This window comes from Burkholderia sp. SIMBA_051 (assembly GCF_046534915.1).
GTDB lineage: Bacteria > Pseudomonadota > Gammaproteobacteria > Burkholderiales > Burkholderiaceae > Burkholderia > Burkholderia ambifaria.
The window spans coordinates 299,992-320,982 of the sequence record NZ_JAWRXS010000005.1; the positions used below are offsets into that span (position 1 = coordinate 299,992).

A 20,991-nucleotide genomic window follows, 5' to 3' on the forward strand; every position below is an offset into this window, starting at 1 on the left:
CCCCATCTGGCGGGCTCGCCCCGCATCCACGATCCCCTTCCAATAATCTGGAGACATTTCCATGTCGCATAACAGCATGGCCGAAGCGACGCACAGCGCGCTGATCGCTCCCCCGGCATTCGTCAAGCATCGCAAACTGATCGAGTGGGTGTCGCGCATCGCGGCGCTCACGGAGCCGGAACGCGTCGTGTGGTGCGACGGCTCGCAGGAGGAATACGACGCGCTCTGCCAGGCGATGGTCGACCAGGGCACGCTCACGCGCCTGAACCCGGAGAAGCGGCCGAACTCGTATCTCGCGCAATCCGATCCGTCCGACGTCGCGCGCGTCGAGGATCGCACGTTCATCTGCACGCCGTCGCCCGACGACGTCGGCCCGACCAACAACTGGATCGCGCCGGAAGAAATGCGCGAGACGCTGAACGGGTTGTTCCGCGGCTCGATGCGCGGCCGCACGCTGTACGTCGTGCCGTTCTCGATGGGCCCGCTCGGCTCGCCGATCGCGCATATCGGCGTCGAGCTGTCCGACAGCCCGTACGTGGTCGTGAACATGCGGATCATGACGCGCATGGGCCGCGAGGTTTATGACGTGCTCGGCGAGGACGGCGATTTCGTGCCGTGCGTGCACAGCGTCGGCCATCCGCTGGACGCGGGTCAGAAGGACGTGCGCTGGCCGTGCAACCCGGTCAAGTACATCGTGCATTTCCCCGAGACGCGCGAGATCTGGAGCTTCGGTTCCGGCTACGGCGGCAACGCGCTGCTCGGCAAGAAATGCTTCGCGCTGCGCATCGCGTCGACGATGGGCCGCGACCAGGGCTGGCTCGCCGAACACATGCTGATCCTCGGCGTGACGTCGCCGGCCGGCAAGAAGTATCACGTCGCGGCGGCGTTCCCGTCCGCGTGCGGCAAGACCAACTTCGCGATGCTGATTCCGCCGCAGGGCTTCGACGGCTGGAAGGTCACGACGATCGGCGATGACATCGCGTGGCTGAAGCCGGGCCGCGACGGCCGCCTGTACGCGATCAACCCGGAAGCCGGCTTCTTCGGCGTCGCGCCGGGCACCGGCGTGAAGACCAATCCGAACGCGATCTCGACGCTGAAGGAAAACGTGATCTTCACGAACGTCGCGCTGACGGAAGACGGCGACGTGTGGTGGGAAGGCCTGACCGACACGCCGCCCGCGAAGCTGACCGACTGGCAAGGCAACGCGTGGACGCCGGAAATCGGCAAGGAAACCGGCCGCAAGGCCGCGCATCCGAATTCGCGCTTCACGGCGCCCGCATCGCAATGCCCGTCGATCGACGCGGACTGGGAGAACCCGGCCGGCGTGCCGATCGACGCGTTCATCTTCGGCGGCCGTCGCTCGACCACCGTGCCGCTCGTGACCGAAGCGCGCGATTGGGTCGAAGGCGTGTACATGGCCGCGACGATGGGCTCGGAGACGACCGCCGCGGCCGTCGGCCAGCAAGGCATCGTGCGCCGCGACCCGTTCGCGATGCTGCCGTTCTGCGGCTACAACGTGAGCGATTATTTCGCGCACTGGCTGAAGATCGGCAAGCAGCTCGAAGGCGCGGGCGCGAAGCTGCCGAAGATCTACTGCGTGAACTGGTTCCGCAAGGACGCGAACGGCAAGTTCGTGTGGCCGGGCTTCGGCGAGAACATGCGCGTGCTGAAGTGGATGCTCGATCGCCTCGAAGGCAACGGCGGCGGCGGCGAACATGCGTTCGGCGTGTCGCCGGCCTATGACGACCTGCACTGGGAAGGGCTCGATTTCACGCGCGAGCAGTTCGAGGCGGTGACGTCGATGAACGCCGACGAATGGCGCGAGGAGCTGAAGCTGCACGCGGCGCTGTTCGACATGCTGAAGCTGCGCCTGCCGACCGAGCTGACCGACACGATGAAGAAGATCGAACAGCGCATCGGCGGCTGACGCGCCGCATCGACACCGACGTAGCGGCATCGACGTCCCGCCGCCGGCATCCAACGCCGGCGGCGGGACGTCGTCGTTTGCGCCGCGTTTTCAGTTTGGCGTGTACGTTAAACGCGCTCTTACACGCCGAACTGCGCGACCACTTCATCGACCGCGCGCTGCACGTCGCCGCGCCGGTAGCGCAGCAGCGCGACATCGGCCGGGTCGGGCTCATACAGGCGCCGCCCGCGATCGCGCGGATCGGCATCGCGGCGGCCGGCGAGACATGGGAGGAAGTCGAGCGTGACTGTCGCTGGCCGACGCGACCTTCTTCGGCCGGCAGGCCGGCCGTCCCGCCGCGCGTTCGGCGAGCGAGGCGTTGCGTAGCGCCGTGTAGCACCGCAAGAAAAACGACGACGCCCCAGGCAACCGTGTTGCACCAGGGAGTCGTCGTCTCAGCGATGTCGGTGGATCGTCAGCCGAGATCGAGCGCGTTCGTCAGATCGCCCGGCGGCGTGGCGCCGCGCGACGCGAACGCCTTGTCGCGCGCGGCGACGCCGTCGAGCGGCGCGAGCCCGTGCACGCGGCTGATGAAGCGCAGGATCGAGTTCGTGTCGTACATCGTGTGATCGACGTAGCCCTTCTTCGCGAACGGCGAGATCACGAGCGCGGGAATGCGCGAGCCGGGGCCCCAGCGATCGCCGACCGGCGGCGCGACGTGATCCCACCAGCCGCCGTTCTCGTCGTGCGTCATCACGATCACGGTGTTCGCCCATTGCGGGCTACGGCGGATGTGCTCGATCACGTTCGCGATGTGGCGATCGCCCGATTCGACGTCCGCATAGCCCGCGTGCATGTTCAGGTTGCCCTGCGGCTTGTAGAACGTGACGGCAGGCAGGCGGCCCGCGTCGATGTCGGCGATGAAGCGGTTGGTCGAAGGCTCGTCGCCGACGCCGGCGTCGCGCAGATGCTTGCGCCGCGCGTCGGTGCCCGGCGCGTAGTTCGCGAAGTAGTTGAACGGCTGGTGGTGGTACTGGAAATCGGGAACCATGCCCGTGTCGCGGTGCTCGAGCGCGTACTGCCACGCGCCGCTGTACCACGCCCAGTCGACGTTCTTTTCCGACAAGCGGTCGCCGATCGTCGCATGGCCTTGCGGCGGGATCACGCGATGGTCGGCCGGGTCCGCATACGCGGCGTTGCCCGGATCGGCCGGCGGCACGTAGCTCGGCTGGTACGGCGGTGCCATCGTGTTGACGCCGTAGCCGTCGGGCGTCAGGGGGCCGTCGACCGCGAACTTCGGCGGGCCGTCGAGCGCGGACGCCGGCGAATCGGCGGCGAGCGTCAGCCGCGTGCCGGTCGGATCGTCGCCGTCGACCTTCGACAGCAGCTTGGCCGCGTGCGGATGCTTGTGCGCGTCCGGATAGATCGGCGGCTGCGCGGAAATCAGGAACATGTGATTCAGCCACGAGCCGCCGAAGGCCGCCATGAAGAAGTTGTCGCACAGCGTGTATTGCCGCGCGAGGTTCCATAGCCGCAGCGTGTCGGCGGAATTGCGGTAATGGCCCATCACGAGGCCGCCCGAATCGGCCCACGCGGCGAACTGGTCGTTGCGGCCGCCCGCGATCTGCATCTGGTTCTGGTAGAAGCGGTGCCACAGGTCGCGCGTGATCACGCCGTTCGGCAGCGGCTTGCCTTGCGTATCGGCGATCCGGAACGGCGCGTTCGGCAGCTTGTCGATGTCGCGCTCGGCGATCGCGTAGCGCTTGCCGTCCACTTCCTGCGCGCGCGGCACGAGCCCGCCCCAGATCTTCGGCAGCACCGGCAGCGGCGTCTTGCCGTCGCGATCGAGCTGTCGCGCGTCCTCGGGCCGCACCTCGCTCAGCGGATGGCGCACGCCGGGGAAGTCGCCGTACAGGTTCGCGAAGCTGCGGTTCTCCGCATAGATCACGACGATGTGGCGCACCTGCCGGCGCAGCGCGTCGTCGATCCGCAGGTCGGCGGCGGAGCGCGGCGCGCTGCCCGGCGTCGTCTCGCAGCCGCCGAGCGCGACGCCCGCGCCGAGCGCGGCGAGGCCGCCGAGCATGCGGCGGCGGTCGGGATCAACGGGAAGGTCGTCGGGGCGATCGGGGGTGTCGTTCACGTCGTGTGCTCCTCGATGGGTGAGTGTCGTTCGATGCGCGGCAGCGTCGCACAGGCTGGCCGCGACGCGGGACGGACGCAACAGCCGGCATCGCACCCGGGTGCTGCGCGGGGCGAGGTCAACTGTCATACAAATGTCACGAACGCGACTATAACGCGGCTCGCCGCGTGGGTGATAGGCGTTTGCCGGACGATGCGAGACGCCTGCGCGCGAACTAGACTGGAATCACGGGCTGGGCGCTTCGGCGCGATGTCCGTGCGAGCGCTGCCATGCAGCGTGTTCGCGGTGTCTTTCATGCGACGAAACGAGGCGACGATGGCGCGGATGCGGTCCGTGAGCGCGCGTAGCTGCGGATACCGCGCGCCGGCGGGGCGCGCGGGTACGCATTAAGCGCGCGCCGCACGGCGCGACCGGCCGGCTCGATGCGATGGACAAGAAATTCGACTACGCAGGATTACTGATCGCGGCGGGCTTCTTCGTGCTGTTCGCCGCGCAGTTGCTGATGCTGCGGCCCGAGACGACGATGATCGCGTACAGCGATTTCCACCGGCTCGTCGCCGCGCGGCTCGTCGATGATCTCGAGATCGGTTCGACGTCGATCGTCGGCACGCTGAAGATGCCGCAGGCCGGCGCGATGCTGCCGGCATCCGAAGTCGCGGCCGTGAAGGCAGGCGGCACGCCGCCGCGCTTCGCCACCAACCGCGTGACCGACCCGCAGCTGATCGACGCGCTGAGCGCGGCCGGCATCCGCTTTCATGGCGCGTCCGACACCGGCTGGATCACGTCGCTCGCGTCGTGGCTGGTGCCGCTCGTCGCATTCGTGTTCATCTGGAACATGATGCTGCGCAGGCGCGGCGGGTTGCAGGACTTCACCGGGATGGGCAAGAGCCGCGCACGCGTGTACGTGCAGCAGGAAACCGGCATCACGTTCGACGACATCGCGGGTATCGACGAAGCGAAGGCCGAGTTGCAGCAGCTCGTCGCGTTCCTGCGCAACCCCGACCGCTACCAGCGGCTCGGCGGCAAGATCCCGAAGGGTGTGCTCGTGGTCGGCGCGCCCGGCACCGGCAAGACTCTGCTCGCGCGCGCGGTGGCCGGCGAGGCGGCCGTGCCGTTCTTCTCGATCAGCGGCTCGGCGTTCGTCGAGATGTTCGTCGGGGTGGGCGCGGCGCGCGTGCGCGACCTGTTCGAGCAGGCGCAGCAGAAGGCGCCGTGCATCGTGTTCGTCGACGAGCTCGATGCGCTCGGCAAGGTGCGCGGCGTCGGCCCGATGTCGGGCAACGACGAGCGCGAGCAGACGCTCAACCAGCTGCTCGTCGAGATGGACGGCTTCCAGGCCGGCACGGGCGTGATCATCATGGCCGCGACCAACCGGCCGGAGATTCTCGATCCGGCGCTGCTGCGCCCCGGCCGCTTCGACCGACACATCGCGATCGATCGGCCCGACGTGAACGGGCGTCGCCAGATTCTCGGCGTGCATGTGAAGCGCGTGAAGCTCGCGGACGAAGTCGACCTCGGCGAACTCGCGTCGCGCACGCCGGGTTTCGTCGGCGCCGATCTCGCGAACGTCGTCAACGAGGCCGCGCTGCATGCGGCCGACCTCGGCAAGCCTGCGATCGGGATGGACGATTTCGACGAAGCGATCGATCGCGCGATGACGGGCCTCGAGCGCAAGAGCCGCGTGATGAACGCGCAGGAAAAGCTGACGATCGCGTATCACGAGGCCGGCCATGCACTCGTCGCGGAAAGCCGCGCGTATTGCGACCCGGTGAAGAAGGTGTCGATCATTCCGCGCGGCGTGGCCGCGCTCGGCTACACGCAGCAGGTGCCGACCGAGGATCGCTACGTTCTGCGACGCAGCGAACTGCTCGATCGGATCGATGCGCTGCTCGGTGGCCGCGTCGCGGAAGAACTCGTGTTCGGCGACGTGTCGACGGGCGCGCAGAACGATCTCGAACGCGCGACCGCGATGGCGCGCCACATGGTCATGCAGTACGGGATGAGCGAGAAGATCGGGCTGATGAGTTTCGACGACGGCGAAGCACGCAGTGGCGTACCGGGCGCATGGCATGCGAGCGACGGACGCTGCAGCGAGCACACCGCGCGCGTGATCGACGACGAGGTGCATACGCTTCTGACCGATGCGCATGTGCGCGTCGCGGCGACGCTCGGCGCACGTCGCGACGCGCTCGAGCGGATCGCGCGACGGCTGCTCGCGTGCGAGGTGCTCGAACGCGACGCGTTGCAGGCGCTGATCGACGGGCGCGAGGTGCCTGCGTCCGAGCCTTCCATGATCGATTGCGGGCCGTGCACGGGCGCGAATGCGCCGGGGCAGGCGTCGGCGGCCGAGCACGATTTCGTCGCATGCGGGCCGCCGCGCGAACCGGAGCGTTGAAGCGGGGATCGCCCGCGCAGTTGGCGGGCTTGCTAACGCATTCCGATTCCGGTGGCGGTGCAGAAGGTGAGCGCTGCGGCGCTCGACCGCGACACGACCGATGTGTGAACGTGCGTCAGGACGCGGTCGCGGCGGCCACTTCCGCGGCTTCGGTGAGCGCGTCGAGAAAGCGCGTGCGCCACCAGTGCACGTCGGTCTTGCGCACGATCGCCATCAGCGCGTCGTGACGCTGGCGGCGTTCCTCGATCGGCATCGTGAGCGCGCGCTGGATCGCCTGCGCGGTGCCCTGCGTGTCGTACGGATTCACGAGCAGCGCGGGCTTCAGCTGCTCGGCCGCACCCGCGAAACGCGACAGCACGAGCACGCCCGGATCGGCCTCGTCCTGAGCGGCGAGAAACTCCTTCGCGACCAGGTTCATCCCGTCGCGCAGCGGCGTGACGAGCGCGACGCGGCTCGCGCGATAGAGGCCCGGCAGGCGCTTGCGTGCGACCGTGCGGTGGATGTAGCGCATCGGCATCCATTCGAGTTCGCCGTAGTCGCCGTTGATCGCGCCGCACAGGCTGTCCATCTCGCGCCGCAGGTCGTCGTACGCGCCGAGATCCTCGCGGCTCGGCGCGGCGATCTGGATCAGCGTCGCGCGATCGCGGTTCTCCGGATACTGTTCGAGCAGCTGGCGGAACGCATGCACGCGTTGCGGCAGCCCCTTCGTGTAGTCGAGCCGGTCGACGCCGACGAGCAGTTGGCGGCGCGAATACTCGTCGCGCATCCGCTCGAACATGTCGATGCCGTCGCGATTCTCCGCGAGCGCCGCGAATTCGTCGACGTTGATGCCGATCGGGAACGCACCGGCCGACAGCGTGCGGCCGAACGCGTGCAGGCGGCCGTCCGGCAGCCGTGCGGCACCGGCTTCCGCCTCGACGTAGTGCTCGAAGTGCAGCAGGTCCGATTCGGTCTGGAAGCCGACGAGGTCGTACGCGAACAGCGAACGCATCAGCCACTCGTGCTCCGGAATCGCGGCCATGATCGGCGGCGGCGGCATCGGAATGTGCAGGAAGAAGCCGATCGGATTCCTGCAGCCCATCGCGCGCAGCTCGGCGGCGAGCGGGATCAGCTGGTAGTCGTGGACCCAGATGGTGTCGTCGGGGCGCAGCAGCGTGCTCAGCTTGCGCGCGAACAGCTGGTTCACGCGCCGGTAGCCGTCGGCGAAGCGCCGGTCGAACTGCGCGAGATCGAGGCGGTAGTGGAACACCGGCCACAGCACGTTGTTCGAGTAGCCGAGATAGTACGCGTCGTAATCCTGCGGATCGAGATCGATCGTCGCGAGCTGGATGCCGCCGACGTTCTGGATCTGCACGTCGTCGCCCTGGGCGGTACGTTCGTCTTCACCGCGCAGCCTGCCGCTCCACCCGAACCAGACGCCGCCTGATTCCTGCAGGCTGTCTTTCACGGCCACGGCCAGCCCGCCGGCCGCGGCTTTACGGGGATCTGCGATGCGATTGGATACGACGACGAGTCGGCTCACCAGCTCTCCTGCGAATAGTTTGGGAAGGTTCGTGCGGCCAGGGCGTGAAGCGGACGCCGCCATCGACACGGGGCGCGATGGGGCCGCGATACGAACGGACGGGAATCAGGGGCACGCGATTCGCTGTCCGAACGTGGAGTGCTTTTTTAGGATACTCGTCATTCGGCTGATTTAAAAGTGCATGACCGAGATCAACGCGGCCTCGCATCGGGCGCGATGGGCGTCGTGGCGTGCATTCGGAGGGCGGGACCGGAAATTGCGCAGCGCGGCGGAGGCCGTGTGCGCAACGGGAAGCGGAGGGCAGAGAAGAGGGAATTGCAGGCCGGGAGATCGTCAGGTTCACCTGATCGATGCCGCGGCTGTGTTCGATCGATGCCGCCGCGATTTCACCAATGTTGATGTCGGCGACGCGAGCGCGGAACCCTCTTGGATCGTCGCGAACCGATGCGACGATCTGCTCCGTGATCTTGCTCGTCAGCCAAAGGCTGCCGCCAACCGCGACCGCGATCAGACAAATGGCCTGCAGCAGGTTGCGCTCGGTCGCGTAGCGATCCGCGAATGCCCGTGCGATCGCGACTTCGCGCTCATGCGTATAGGTTGCGTGCGCATCGGCTTGGTGAACCAGTTGCGCGAGCAACGGACGGCAGCCGTTGTCGATATCGGCTGTCGCATCTTCGCTCTTGCCGGCCTGCGCCGGGCCGACGATATTCAGCGCGACGGGCCCGGTCGAACGGCCCGCGGCCAGAGCCGCGGGCCGTCCGGCGATCAGAACGTCGTGCGCAACCCGGCCATCACGCTGCGTCCGCCCTGCGGGGCAAAGCCGCGCACGACCGACGTCGCATAGCGGATTTCCTGGTTCGTCAGGTTGTCGCCGCGCAGGTACGTGAGCCAGTGTGTCGCGCCGACACGGAACTTGTACGTGAGCATCACGCCGAGCGACGTGTAGCCGTCCGTCGAAAAGTCGTTGTCGGGCACGCGGTGCTGCGACCACGCATGCGTGACCTGTGCGCGCGCGCCGAACGGGCCGTAACCGTAGTCGGCCGCGAGCGTCGCGCGCAGCGGCGCGATGCGCGGCAGCGGTTGGCCGGTGTCGACGTTGCGCGCATGCGTGTAGTCGGCGGTCAGTTCCAGGTCGACCGTATGGCCGCGCCGCGAGAACGCGCGCCACTTGCCGTCGAGTTCGACGCCGTAGAACTCGGCGCGCACGCCGCGATAGATCGCTTCGTTGAGCGAGCCATCGGCGCCCAGTGCGACCGGTTCGCCGTCGTCGTCGACGACGCGGCCCGTGTTGTACTCGGTCAGGTAGTTCGAGAAGCGGTTGTAGAACACCCCGACGCTGCCGCGGTTCGGCCCGCTCGCATAGCGCAGCGACAGGTCGGTCGACACGGCCTTTTCCTTCGACGCGTTCGGGTTGCCGATCAGGAACTGGCCGGTCGCGTCGTGCGGGCCGTTCGAGTACAGCTCGTAGAAGGTCGGCGCGCGTTCCGTGTAGGCGACGTTGGCCGCGACCGACCACACGGGCGTCAGCGAGAAGAGGGCGCCGGCCGATACGCTGCCGGCGTTGAAGTCGCGCTGCTGCGCGCCCGCGAATTTCTCGACGCCGGCCGGATCGGGATCGACCTTCACGTGCTCGAGGCGCCCGCCGACGCTCAGCTTCAGCGCCGGGTCGACCTGCCATTCCTCGAGGCCGAACAGCGCGACGCTGTTCGTGCGCGTCGACGGCACGAGCAGTTCGTCGCCGAGCGCCGAGAACGTGTTCCGGCCGAACTGCACGCCGATCGCGCCTTCGAACGGACCGATCCTGCGATGCCGCGCCTCGATGCGCGCTTCGTAGCCGCGGTTGCGGAAGGTGGTCGCCGTCTCGCCGTTGTCGACTTCCTTGTGGCGATAGTCGGTGTACGCGAAGTCGAACTTCAGCTTCGTGAACGGGCCGCTCAGGTTGCGCACCTCGGACGCGAACGCGAGCCGTTCCTGACGCATCCGCAGGCGCACGTCGTCCTCGGCGACGGAACCGTAGTTCGATTCGTAGCCGCTGTACGACAGGCCCGCGAAACCGTCGGCCCACGTGTACGACGCGCCGGCGGCGCCGCCGTGCACGCGGCCGTCGCTGTTCGGTACGTTGCCGTACGGCTGTGGCGTGTCGGGGCCGTCGATCGCGCGTTGCGCGCTGCTGCGCGCATAGCCGGGAATCCGCAGTTTGCTGGCCTCGCGGTCGAATGCGTCGACATGGAACGCGAAGCGGCCGTTACCGCCTTCGACCTGCGCGGCGCCCGCGCGCACCGAGTTCGCGCCGCCGTAGCGCGCATCCAGCGCACCCGTCACGCCTTCGATCGCCTCGCGCGGAATCCGGTTGTCGATCGTATTGACGACGCCGCCCACCGCGTTGCCGCCGTACAGCAGCGCGGCCGGTCCACGCACGATCTCGACGCGCTCGATCGACAGCGGGTCCTCCGGCACCGCGTGGTCGTATGACAGCGACGATGCGTCATAGGCGGCGACGCCGTTCCGCAGCAGCCGGATCCGGTCGCCGTCCATTCCGCGGATGATCGGACGGCCGACCATCGGCCCGTAGGTGGTGGTCGACACGCCGGGCAGGCCGTTGAGCGTCTCGCCGAGCGAATCGGCCTGGCGGCGCGTCAGCGCGTCGCCGGACAGTTGCGCGGTCGGTGCGATCAACTGCGTGTCGCCCAGCGGGTTCGCGGTCACGAAGATGGGCGCGAGCGGCGTGGTCTGCGTCGGGGTTGACGAGGCGGGCGTATCGGCGGCATGGGCTTGTGCGACAGCGGTGAACAGCATCAGCGAAACGGGAGAGAGCGGGCGAAGCGGTAGACGAGGGAGGTCGCGCATGGTTGGTGAATCGGTTGGAGTCGGTTGGATTGGTGGGCCGGAAAGCGAGCCATGCGGGGCACGGGTGGATACGATATATTGTTGCGTAAGCGGCGCGTAGTGGCCCCGCTATGACCCGTCCGGACGTGACTCGGCCACCCGGATGGAACGGGTCCAGGTACTTCAGGTGGACGACATTACGAAATGATATGTTATATCATTTCTAATTCCAAGCGAAACGACGGTATGCCGAAGGGTTTCCGACCAACGGCCGAAATGGCTGCGTAGGCAGAAGGCGCGTCGAACCGGCCCCGGGACCGGCCGTCCGCGCCGCATGTCCCGCGACGAATGCGCTCCCGTCGCGCGCGTTTCCCGCCCCGTTGATGCGTATCAAGGCGCTCCGGTTTCGAGTCCGGATACTGGCCGGATCATCGACCAAACAGGAGCGACCCGTGACACAAACCATGAAAGCGGCCGTGGTACACGCGTTCGGCGAACCGTTGCGCATCGAGGAAGTGCCGATCCCGACGCCGGGCGCGGGCCAGATCCTCGTCAACATCAAGGCCTCGGGCGTGTGCCACACCGACCTGCATGCCGCCGACGGCGACTGGCCCGTGAAGCCGACGCTGCCGTTCATTCCCGGACACGAAGGCGTGGGCGTCGTCGCGGCGGTCGGGGCGGGCGTCACGCACGTACGCGAGGGCGACCGCGTCGGCGTGCCCTGGCTCTACACGGCATGCGGTCACTGCGAGTACTGCCACACCGGCTGGGAAACCCTTTGCCACGGGCAGCAGAACACCGGCTATTCGGTCAACGGCAGCTATGCCGAATACGTGCTGGCCGATCCCGACTACGTCGGCCTTCTGCCGGCGCAGGTTGCGTTCGACGAGATCGCGCCGATCCTGTGCGCGGGCGTGACGGTCTACAAGGGCATCCGCGTCACCGACACGCGCCCGGGCCAGTGGCTCGCGATTTCGGGCATTGGCGGGCTCGGCCACGTGGCCGTGCAATATGCGCGCGCGATGGGCCTGCACGTCGCGGCGATCGACGTGTCCCCCGCGAAGCTCGAACTCGCGCGCGAGCTTGGCGCAGAGCTGACGATCGATGCGTCGGTCGACGATCCGGCGAAGGTCATCCAGAAGGAGATCGGCGGGGCGCACGGCGTGCTGGTCACGGCCGTGTCGCGCAGCGCGTTCGCGCAGGCGCTCGGGATGGTGCGGCGCGGCGGCACGGTGGCACTCAACGGCTTGCCGCCCGGCGATTTCCCGTTGCCGATCTTCTCGACCGTGCTGAACGGCATCACGGTGCGCGGCTCGATCGTCGGCACACGGCGCGACTTGCAGGAATCGCTCGATTTCGCGGCGGATGGCCTGGTGCGCGCGCATATCCATCGCGACCGGCTCGGCAACATCAACGACATATTCGCGCGGCTGCGCGAAGGCAGGATCGACGGTCGCGTCGTGCTGACCGACATGCATTGACGCGCATTCGGGCACGCTGCCGCGACGCGGGGGACGTCGCGGCAGCGCTGTGCTCACGCGCGCATCAGGGCGCGAAGAACACGTCGGTGCGGTTCGTCAGGTTGCTGTTGGTCTGTACGAACAGCGGATGGAACGACGACGACGGCAGCACGTCGAGCCCCTGGTAATCGCCGATGAAGAAGCCCTCAGCGTTCGGCGCGAGCTTCATGTCGAACGGGCCGCCGACGCGCCGCTCGTCGGCGAACGTGGCCCCGTCGTCATGCGAGATCTTGCGCCAGAACCCGGTCGGCAGCGTCGTCGTGTTGCCGGCCTGCAGATCGCGGAAATCGTAGTAGGTCACCATCACCGAGCCCGCATTGTCGACGCGCACCGACGGATTGAACGCGGGGCGCCCGGTCGGCGTGTTCACCTGCAGCGGCGCACTCCAGCTCGCGCCGCCGTCCTTCGACGTCGAGAGCGCGACCTCGTCGTACTTGCCGCCGTTGAAGCGGCTGTCCTGCCACACGACGTAGAGCTGCCCCGATGCGGGATCGATCGCGGGCTCCGGAATGATGTCGCCGGTGCGCACCGGTTCGCCGGTGTTCGGATCGGTCACGCCGACCGTCTGCAGTCCCGCGATCACCCGCGGTTGCGTCCAGGTCGCACCGTCGTCGGTCGACTTGATGAACGCGACCTTGCCGGCGGCCTTGTTGAACGGCGGCTGGATCAGATCGAAGAAGTTGTACAGCGTGCCCGTTTTCGGATCGACGACGATCTGGTTGCCGATCGTCTGCTGCCGCGCCGGCACATGGACGATGACCCGCGCTTTGGTCCAGGTCTTGCCGCCGTCGAGCGTCTTCGAGAACAGCGTCGGCCCGCGGTAGGCCGCCGTGTGCAGGTTCGCGTACGGGTTGCCGTTCGGCAGCTCGAGGCGGTCCCACACGGCATAGGCGGTGCCGGCCTTCACCGGGTTCGCCGTCACCGATTCCTTGTCGTTGAAGAACTGTGTCGTCGGCTCGTCGTTCGCGATCAGCACGGCCGGGCTGCTCCATGTCTGTCCGCCGTCGGTCGACACCGAAGCCCCGACCGCATTGCCGTTGTTCGACTGGTTGAACGAGATCGACACCGAGTATGCGGTGCCGTCCGGCCCGAACGAGACCCATGGATCGGACGCGCGCTCGTACTTGAGCCCGCCCGGCGCGCATGCGCTGAACGGCTGCGGCGTGCGCGCCCAGGTCGCGCCGCCGTCGAACGTGTAGCCGGCGACGAGCCCGTGGGCGCCGCCGTTCGACCAGCGGTCCTGCTGCCACACGGCGATCATGTTGGTCGGGTTCGCGGGATTGACCGACAGCCACGGTTCGACCTCGGCGTTCACGTAGTTCGTGCCGGGGCCGCCGATGGTGCAGGCGGCGAATGGACTCGGGCCGGACACGACCACGGGTTCGGCGTGCGCCGCCGCGGCGGCGGCCATCGCCATCACGGCGGACAGGCGGGTGACAAGCGAGTGGGACACGATCGTGCGTCGCATGGACTACTCCTCGTTGACATGCGGCGGCGATGGCCGGGCACGGCACGACGACGCGACGCGCATCGGTGCGCAGCGACAAAGGGTGCCGTGCAACGCGTCGGGTCGGGTCGTTCAGGAAGCCGTTTCGGTCATCGCAATCCGCGTGTGCTGGATGCCGCCAGCACGTCGGTCAAGACTCCTCTTCGTTTTCATTGCTTGTCGGGTAGAGCCTGCAATGCGGACCCGACAGGAAGGCAGGTCGGTGCCTACGGCGAATGCAGCAAAGTGGATTGCAATGTAGGCGATCCCCATGCGGCGCGGGAGGCAATTTTTTGTAACAGAGCGTAGCCGGAAAGCGTTGCCGAAGCGGCACGTCCGGAACGCAAAATTTGCCGCCGTATTGGTGCGGAAAACGAAGCGAAAATGCGAATCGCAATCGCTTTCGATCGCGGCGTGCGGGCCGTGACGTATCGAGGCGATGTGATGTAGCGTGACTGACGTGATGGGTTGCGCGCGCCGTTCAGCGCTCCGCCGGAAAACGGTCCTGCAATGCGTGCAGCCAGCGCGCGACGACGTCGAGTTCCGCGTCGGAAAAGCCGTCGCACAGCTTGCCGTTCAACTCGCGCAGCACCACACGCGCACGCTTGAGTGCCGCGTGACCTTCGTCGGTCAGGAACAGGCGCGTCGCGCGCCCGTCGTCCGAATCGGCATGACGCGCGAGCAGGCCGGCCTTCGCCATCCGGTCGGCGAGGCCCGTCATCGCGGACGGCGCCAGTTGCAGCGCCGCGCCGACTTCACCGATCAGCGCACCATCTTGCTTCGCGAGGCAGAACAGCACGCCGGCCTGCGCGGCGCTGGCGCGCGAATCGGTTTCGGCCTTGCGGTCGACCCAGCGCTGCACGCGCCGCTGGCCGATGTTCAACAGGAAAAATAGTCGACGGTCTTCGCTCAAGCTTGGTTCCCGGCAGCAATGGAAAGGGACGGGCGGCCCGCCTCGCGCGGCGTGTCGAGCGCTTGCGCGAGCCAGTCGGCGACCGCGGGCCACAGCACGGCGCCGGGCCGGCTGCGGAAGAAGCCCATGTGCCCGACCGGCCCGCTGCCCGCGGCGTGCGGATCGATCTGGCGGCGTTCGACGGCCGCGCGGGTCAGGTAGCTTACCAGCAGGTCGATCGCGGGCGGGTTCGCCCACGGATCGTCGTCGAAGCCGAGCGCGAGAATCGGCAACTGTTGCTTCGAGAAGCGCTCGGCCGCACCGAGCGTCGGATCGTCGAAGAAGTAGCGCGGCAGCGTGGTCCAGCGACTCCATTCGCGGAACACGCCGGCGGGGAGATCCTCGCCGAGCCCGAGCCGCTTGCCGGGCACGTAGCCGAGCAGCGCGGACGCGAGCGGGCCGAGCACGCGCAGGATCAGCCGCACCTTCAGCCGTTCCGCCGCGCGGGAAATGAGCCGCGTGCTGCCCGCGTGCGTGGCGACGAGCACGGCCGCGCGCAGGTGCGCGGTGCCGGCCGACAACCCGATCGCATGGCCGCCGACGCTGTGCCCGACCGCCAGCAGCGGCAGCCCGTCGTACGCCTTGCGCGCCCACGCGATCGCGGCGCCGACGTCGAGCTCGACCCAGTCGCGCATGCGGGCCTGCAGCGCGCTCAGCCGCGCGGGCCGCGACGCGCCGATGCCGCGATAGTTGTAGGTCAGCGCCGCGAAGCCACGTTCGGTCAGGAAGCGCGCGAAGCCCGCATACAGCCGCTCCGGCACGGCGGTTGCCGGATGGATCAACACCAGCGCGCGCGGCGGCGCGTCCGGCGACCACAGCGTGCCGCGCAGCGGGTAGCCGTCGGCGGCGGAAAACTCGATGGGTTCTGGCGTCATGGCCGTCCTCGTGTCGGGCAGTTATTTCGTATGCGAAATATAGTGCGGGAATTATTTCGCGCGCGAAATATCTATCGAGGAATCATTCGAACGACTTCCCGGCGGGCTGAATGCGGGACGAGGCGGCATGGACCTCTTTTCGGAACCGTGAGCGGCTGGGTACGGGCCGGTAATGCCATTCGATGCCGGAACGGAAAAGGCCGCACGTTCCATAAACAATTTGCATCTTTGCAAAGCAGAATATTGCGTTTGTCTCATGAAGCGCATCGACGTATCTTCACCGGTTCCATCCTGTCCGCGGGCCGTCGGGCCACGCGGGCCAAAGGGCGCCGCCGTCGCGCGGCTGCCCGCCAACCTCCGGGGAGATCACGTTGTTGAGCCGAATCGTTACTGCGCTGCTGCTCGCGCTCGCCGCGCAGCCGGGCATCGCGAAAGACACCGTCACGCTGCGCGTCGGTGAACAGAACTACTTCAACATTCAGGCGTCGATGGAGGCGTCCGGCGTGTTGAAGGACCTGCCTTACACGATCGAGTGGAAGCACTTCCAGGCGGCCGCGCCCGTCGCCGAGAGCCTGAACGGCAACGCGATCGATATCGGCTTCCTCGGCGATTCCGCGCTGCTCACGCTGGCCGCGCGCGGCGCGCCGGTGAAGGTGGTCGCGGTGTCGCGGCAGAGCCTCGAAGGCGTCGCGATCCTCGTGCCGAAGCACTCGCCGGTGCGCACCGTTGCCGACCTGCAGGGCAAGACCATCGCGGTCTGGCGCGGCGCGTGGAGCCAGCAGCTCGTGCTGCGCGCGCTCGAACACGCGGGCCTGCGCGCGGATTCCGTCAAGTACGCGTACCTGATGCCGATCGATGCGACCAACGCGCTCGCGAACGGCTCGGTCGACGCCGTGTCGTTGTGGGAGCCGTTCGTCAGCACGCTCGCGTTGCGGCAGGGCGCACGGCCCGTGACGACCGCGCAGGGGCTGATGCCCGCACTCAGCTTCGTCGCCGCGAACGAGCAGGCGGCAACCGGCAAGCGCGCGGAAATCACCGATTTCCTGAAGCGCGTGGTCGCGGCACGCCAGTGGGTCGACCGTCATCCGCGTGAGTACGCGGACCTGTGGGCGAAGCGCGCGAAGCTCGAGCCGGACGTCGCATACCGCTGGCTCGACAACGCGCACCAGCGGGTGGGCCCCGTCGACGACACGGCCGCGAAGGATGCGCAGAACACCGCCGATTTCCTGCACAAGGCCGGCGTGATTCCGGCCGCGTACGACACGGCGAAACTGCTCGACCGTTCGTATGCGGGCGCGTTCGCGGCGCCCGCGCAAAGGACGGCCGCCGCGCAGTGACGGTGCCGCCGAGCCCACCCATTCCGATTCCCCACCAGAAGGACAGCCCGACATGCCTGTCGACATCATCGGCATGATCACCGCGACGCCCGGCGCGGAGGTCGACGTACCGGGCGGCGCCGCCGTCCAGCCCGACTATGTGCGGCGCTTCGCGCAGGCGCACGAAGCCGCCGGCTTCGACCAGATCCTGGTCGGCCATTTCAGCAACGCGGCGGACGGCTTCATCGTCGCGTCGTTCGCGGCCGCCGCGACCGAACGGATCCGCATCCTGCTCGCGCACCGGCCGGGTGTGATCGTGCCGTCGGCCGCCGCACGGCAGATCGCCACACTCGATGTATTCAGCGGCGGCCGGCTCGCGCTGAACGTCGTGTCGGGCGGCGACGATGCCGACCTGCAGCGCGACGGCGATTTCGTGCCGCACGACGCGCGCTACCGCCGCACCGGCGAATATCTCGACGTGCTGAAGCGCATCTGGCTCGCCGACGCGCCGGTCGATCACGATGGCGCGTTCTACCGGCTGCGCGGGGCGTCGCCTGTCGTGAAAAGCGCGCAGCGGCCGCATGTGCCGATCTATTTCGGTGGCTCGTCGCCGGCTGCGCTGGCGGTGGCCGGGCAGCACGCGGACGTCTACATGACCTGGGGCGAGCCGCTCGCCGCGGTGCGCGAGCAGATCGCGCGCGTGCGGGCCGCCGCGGCGCCGTTCGGACGCGCGCCGCGCATCAGCGTGTCGTTCCGGCCGATCGTCGCAGGCACCGAAACCGCCGCGTGGGAGAAGGCCGAGGCGATCCGCGCGCGCGTGCGGGCGGCACGGCTCGCGCACGGCCAGCCGATCGACGGCCACGCGCCGCAGAATGCCGGCTCGCAGCGGCTGATGGCCGCGGCCGCGCAGGGCGACGTGCTCGACGAGCGGTTGTGGATGGGTGTCGCGAACCTGACCGGCGCGCGCTGGAATTCGACTGCGCTCGTCGGCACGCCCGAGCAAGTCGCGCGTGCGCTCGGGGCGTATTACCGGCTCGGCGTGTCGACGTTCCTGATACGCGGGTTCGATCCGCTCGACGATGCGCTGGCCTATGGGCGCGATCTGATTCCGGCGATTCATGCGCATATCGCGGAACTCGACCGCGAGGATGCGGCGGTGACGGCCTAGGCGACGACGGCCGATGCTTCGTCTCGCCCCGGCATGTCGATCGCGGACCACCGGGGCGATTTCATTTCCTGTACCGATGCGTCAGTGCATCGATGCATCGGCCCGTCGAATCAGAACGACGGTAACCCCGGCGGATTCGTCTGCGCACGCGCGAGCGCCTCGCTCTGCAACCCCCAGCGCGCGAGCGCCTGCCCGTAGCGGCCGTTGTCGATCAGCGTGTTCGTCGCGAGCGTCAGGGCCGGCGCGAGCCCGCTGCCGCGACGCGTCGCGATCGCGACATCGGCATTCGCCGGCCAGCCCGCGTTGACGACGCCGACCCGGCGGATCTTGCCGTCGCGCGCGGCCTCGTACGCGAGCGACGCGTTCGGGTTCAGCTCGGCATCCGCGCGGCCCGACAGCAGCGCGACGCGTGCCGCCGCATCGTCGTCGAAATAGAGCAGCTCGGTCGCCTTCGCCCCTTGCGCGACATTGCGCCGGCTCCATTCGAGCAGGATGCGCTCCTGGCTCGTCCCGGCTCCCGTGATGATGCGCAAACCCGCGATGTCCTTCGGTTCGGCGATCCTCGCGATCGGGCTCGCGTTGCGCACGTAGAAGCCGTGCAGCCCGAGCCGGTAGGTCGTGAAGTCGTACTTCTCCTTGCGTTGCTCGGTCACGCCGACGTTCGAGATCACCGCATCGTACTTGCCGGACGTGAGCCCGAGCGGCCAGTCGGCCCACGCGATCGGCACCAGCCGCAGCGTGCGGCCCAGCGCGTCCGCGACGAGCTGCGCATAGTCGGGATCGGCTCCCACGACGGTGCGCGCGTCGGTCGCGTAGGTCGACACCGGCGGCGCATGCGGCGAGATCGCCACCGTGAACGCCCCGTCGCGCACCCAGCGGTAGTGGCTGGCCGCGCGAATCGCCGCATCGTCGCGCGACGCACGGATCCGGCCGCTCTGGCGCGGATCGAGGTCCGCCGTTGCAGTGGCCGCATCGGCCGCATGCCAGCGCAGGCCGGTTGCGGCCGCAAGCGCGGCCGTCATGAACTGGCGTCGGTCGATCATCGTCGGTCGCCTCGCAGGTGGGGCGCGGCGTGCATCACAGCACCCGCGACAGGAACGCGCGCGTGCGCGGATGGGCCGGCGCGTCGAGCACGACGGCGGGCGGCCCCGATTCGACGACGCGGCCGCGCTCCATGAACAGCACGTTGTCCGCGACTTCGCGCGCGAAGCCGATCTCGTGCGTGACGATCACGAGCGTGGTGCCCGAGCGCGCGAGTTCCTTGATCACGTCGAGCACTTCGTTGACCAGTTCGGGATCGAGCGCCGACGTCGGCTCGTCGAACAGCAGCACCTTCGGGCGCAATGCGAGCGCCCGCGCGATCGCGACGCGCTGCTGCTGGCCGCCGGACAACTGGCGCGGGTAGGCATCGGCCTTATCCGCGAGGCCGACACGGGCGAGCAGCGTGCGCGCGGTACGCTCGGCGGCCTCGCGCGCGACGCCTGCGACGGCGACGGGCGCTTCCATCAGGTTCTCGAGCACGGTCAAGTGCGGAAACAGGTTGAAGTTCTGGAACACCATGCCGACCGCCGTGCGTCGCTTCAGCACGTCGCGTTCCTTCAGCTCGTGCAGCACGTCGCCGTCGCGCCGATAGCCGATCAGCTCGCCGTCGATGTCGATGAAGCCGTCGTCGACGCGTTCGAGATGGTTGATCGTGCGCAGCAGCGTCGACTTGCCCGAACCGGACGGCCCGATGATCGCCGTCACGCTGCCGCGCGGCGCGACGAACGACACGTTGTCGAGCACGCGCTGCATGCCGAACTGCTTCGATACGTTGTGCACGGCGACTTCGCCGCCGACGCTCGGCACCGGCGCTGCCGCGGCGTCGCCACGTGCCGTTGCGGTGGCTGTCGCGTGGCGTGCCGCGGCACGCCGCCACAGCGCACCGATGCGCGCCAGCACGAACGTCAGTGCCGACGGCGGCGGGTTGCGCAGCGCGCCGCGCGCGTAGTGGCGCTCGACCTGAACCTGGAGCGCGGACAGTACGGTCAGGATGATCAGGTACCAGACGGTCGCGACCATCAGCAGCGGAATCACTTCGAGATTGCGGCGGTAGATCACCTGCACCGTATAGAACAGCTCGGGCATCGCGAGCACGTACACCATCGACGTGCCTTTCGCGAGCGAGATGAGATCGTTGAACGCGGTCGGCAGGATCGCGCGCATCGCCTGCGGCAGCACGATCCGCGTAGTCTGGCGGCCGCGCGGCAGGCCGAGCGCCGCGGCGGCTTCGAGCTGCCCCTGGTCGACCGCGAGAATGCCGCCGCGGATCACCTCGGCGGAAAACGCCGCGTGGTTCAGCGTGAGGCCGAGCACGGCCGCGAGGAACGGGCTGATCAGGTCGGTGGTCGGCGTGTCGAACCACACGATGTCGGTGAACGGCACGCCGAGCCGCACGTGTTCGTACAGGTAGCCGAGGTTGTTGAGGATCAGCAACAGCACGATCAGCGGAATAGACCGGAACAGCCACACGAAGGTCCACGCGCTCGCGGCGAGCAGGCGCGAACGCGACAGCCGCGCCAGCGCGACGAACGCGCCGAGCGCGAAGCCGAACACCGCGCCGAGCAGCGTCAGCACCAGCGTGCGCGCGAGTCCGGACAGCACCGGCGGCGACAGAAACCATTCGGCGAATACCGGCCAGCCCCATTGCGGGTTGCCGAGGATCGAATGCAGCGCGAGCGCGATCAGCATGAGCGCGAGCACGGTGCCGGCCGTGCGCGAGCGGTGGCGGGCCGGCACGATGCGCAGGCGCGTGCCGGTGTCGCGGACGCGGGACGAAGGAAGCGGCGGTAATGCGCCGCCGAGATGGGTCGTGTCGCTCATGTCGGTGAAGGTCCTCGATCGGG

The 20,991-nt window shown here is 68.3% G+C and carries 14 protein-coding genes; 6 read left to right on the forward strand and 8 right to left on the reverse strand.

From position 1 onward, the window contains the following. Window positions 1–61 precede the first annotated feature (61 nt). Window positions 62–1,927 carry a phosphoenolpyruvate carboxykinase (GTP) gene (locus SB771_RS14550; protein WP_175659178.1) on the forward strand — a complete coding sequence of 622 codons (1,866 nt, stop codon included), beginning with the start codon at window positions 62–64 and terminating at the stop codon, window positions 1,925–1,927. A gap of 454 nt (window positions 1,928–2,381) precedes the next feature. Here SB771_RS14550 and SB771_RS14555 read toward each other — a convergent pair whose 3' ends face one another. Next, window positions 2,382–4,046, reverse strand: a complete 1,665-nt coding sequence (locus SB771_RS14555) for an acid phosphatase (RefSeq protein WP_175659179.1) — start codon at window positions 4,044–4,046, stop codon at window positions 2,382–2,384. 427 nt (window positions 4,047–4,473) lie between these two features. On the opposite strand from SB771_RS14555, the gene ftsH reads away from it, so the two are divergent. After that, on the forward strand, window positions 4,474–6,441 hold the full coding sequence (ftsH, locus tag SB771_RS14560) for an ATP-dependent zinc metalloprotease FtsH (protein WP_175659180.1): 1,968 nt from the start codon (window positions 4,474–4,476) through the stop codon (window positions 6,439–6,441). 115 nt (window positions 6,442–6,556) lie between these two features. Here ftsH and otsA read toward each other — a convergent pair whose 3' ends face one another. Beyond that, the gene (gene otsA / locus SB771_RS14565; protein ID WP_006753584.1) at window positions 6,557–7,963 is read right to left on the reverse strand and encodes an alpha,alpha-trehalose-phosphate synthase (UDP-forming); all 1,407 of its coding nucleotides are present in this window, start codon (window positions 7,961–7,963) and stop codon (window positions 6,557–6,559) included. A gap of 181 nt (window positions 7,964–8,144) precedes the next feature. Here otsA and SB771_RS14570 point away from each other — a divergent pair, with 181 nt between their 5' ends. Beyond that, entirely contained in the window at window positions 8,145–8,807 is a 663-nt protein-coding gene (locus SB771_RS14570; RefSeq protein WP_175659181.1) for a hypothetical protein, read from the forward strand. Here the strand turns inward: SB771_RS14570 and SB771_RS14575 are convergent. Then, window positions 8,729–10,759 carry a TonB-dependent receptor gene (locus SB771_RS14575; protein WP_410721181.1) on the reverse strand — a complete coding sequence of 677 codons (2,031 nt, stop codon included), beginning with the start codon at window positions 10,757–10,759 and terminating at the stop codon, window positions 8,729–8,731. The genes SB771_RS14570 and SB771_RS14575 overlap by 79 nt on opposite strands. Before the next feature lie 482 nt (window positions 10,760–11,241). Here SB771_RS14575 and adhP point away from each other — a divergent pair, with 482 nt between their 5' ends. Then, complete coding sequence (adhP, locus tag SB771_RS14580; RefSeq protein WP_175659183.1) at window positions 11,242–12,270, forward strand: alcohol dehydrogenase AdhP; 1,029 nt, start codon at window positions 11,242–11,244, stop codon at window positions 12,268–12,270. 64 nt (window positions 12,271–12,334) lie between these two features. Here adhP and SB771_RS14585 read toward each other — a convergent pair whose 3' ends face one another. From SB771_RS14585 to SB771_RS14595, 3 genes are all read right to left on the reverse strand, one after another. After that, entirely contained in the window at window positions 12,335–13,777 is a 1,443-nt protein-coding gene (locus SB771_RS14585; RefSeq protein WP_175659184.1) for a sialidase family protein, read from the reverse strand. A gap of 499 nt (window positions 13,778–14,276) precedes the next feature. After that, entirely contained in the window at window positions 14,277–14,708 is a 432-nt protein-coding gene (locus tag SB771_RS14590; protein ID WP_011658874.1) for a MarR family winged helix-turn-helix transcriptional regulator, read from the reverse strand. Continuing rightward, on the reverse strand, window positions 14,705–15,622 hold the full coding sequence (locus SB771_RS14595) for a serine aminopeptidase domain-containing protein (RefSeq protein WP_175659185.1): 918 nt from the start codon (window positions 15,620–15,622) through the stop codon (window positions 14,705–14,707). Before SB771_RS14595 ends, SB771_RS14590 begins: the two co-directional genes overlap by 4 nt. Before the next feature lie 371 nt (window positions 15,623–15,993). Between SB771_RS14595 and SB771_RS14600 the strand changes: the two genes are divergently transcribed. Both SB771_RS14600 and SB771_RS14605 read left to right on the forward strand, forming a co-directional pair. Further along, window positions 15,994–16,959: an aliphatic sulfonate ABC transporter substrate-binding protein gene (locus SB771_RS14600; protein ID WP_175659186.1), complete on the forward strand. Its 966-nt coding sequence runs from the start codon at window positions 15,994–15,996 to the stop codon at window positions 16,957–16,959. A gap of 52 nt (window positions 16,960–17,011) precedes the next feature. Next, window positions 17,012–18,106: an LLM class flavin-dependent oxidoreductase gene (locus SB771_RS14605; protein ID WP_175659187.1), complete on the forward strand. Its 1,095-nt coding sequence runs from the start codon at window positions 17,012–17,014 to the stop codon at window positions 18,104–18,106. A gap of 110 nt (window positions 18,107–18,216) precedes the next feature. Here the strand turns inward: SB771_RS14605 and SB771_RS14610 are convergent, their stop codons facing one another. Then, entirely contained in the window at window positions 18,217–19,149 is a 933-nt protein-coding gene (locus SB771_RS14610; protein WP_175659188.1) for an ABC transporter substrate-binding protein, read from the reverse strand. A 34-nt stretch (window positions 19,150–19,183) separates the two neighbouring features. Then, window positions 19,184–20,968: an amino acid ABC transporter permease/ATP-binding protein gene (locus SB771_RS14615; RefSeq protein ID WP_175659189.1), complete on the reverse strand. Its 1,785-nt coding sequence runs from the start codon at window positions 20,966–20,968 to the stop codon at window positions 19,184–19,186. Between the last annotated feature and the right edge of the window lie 23 nt (window positions 20,969–20,991).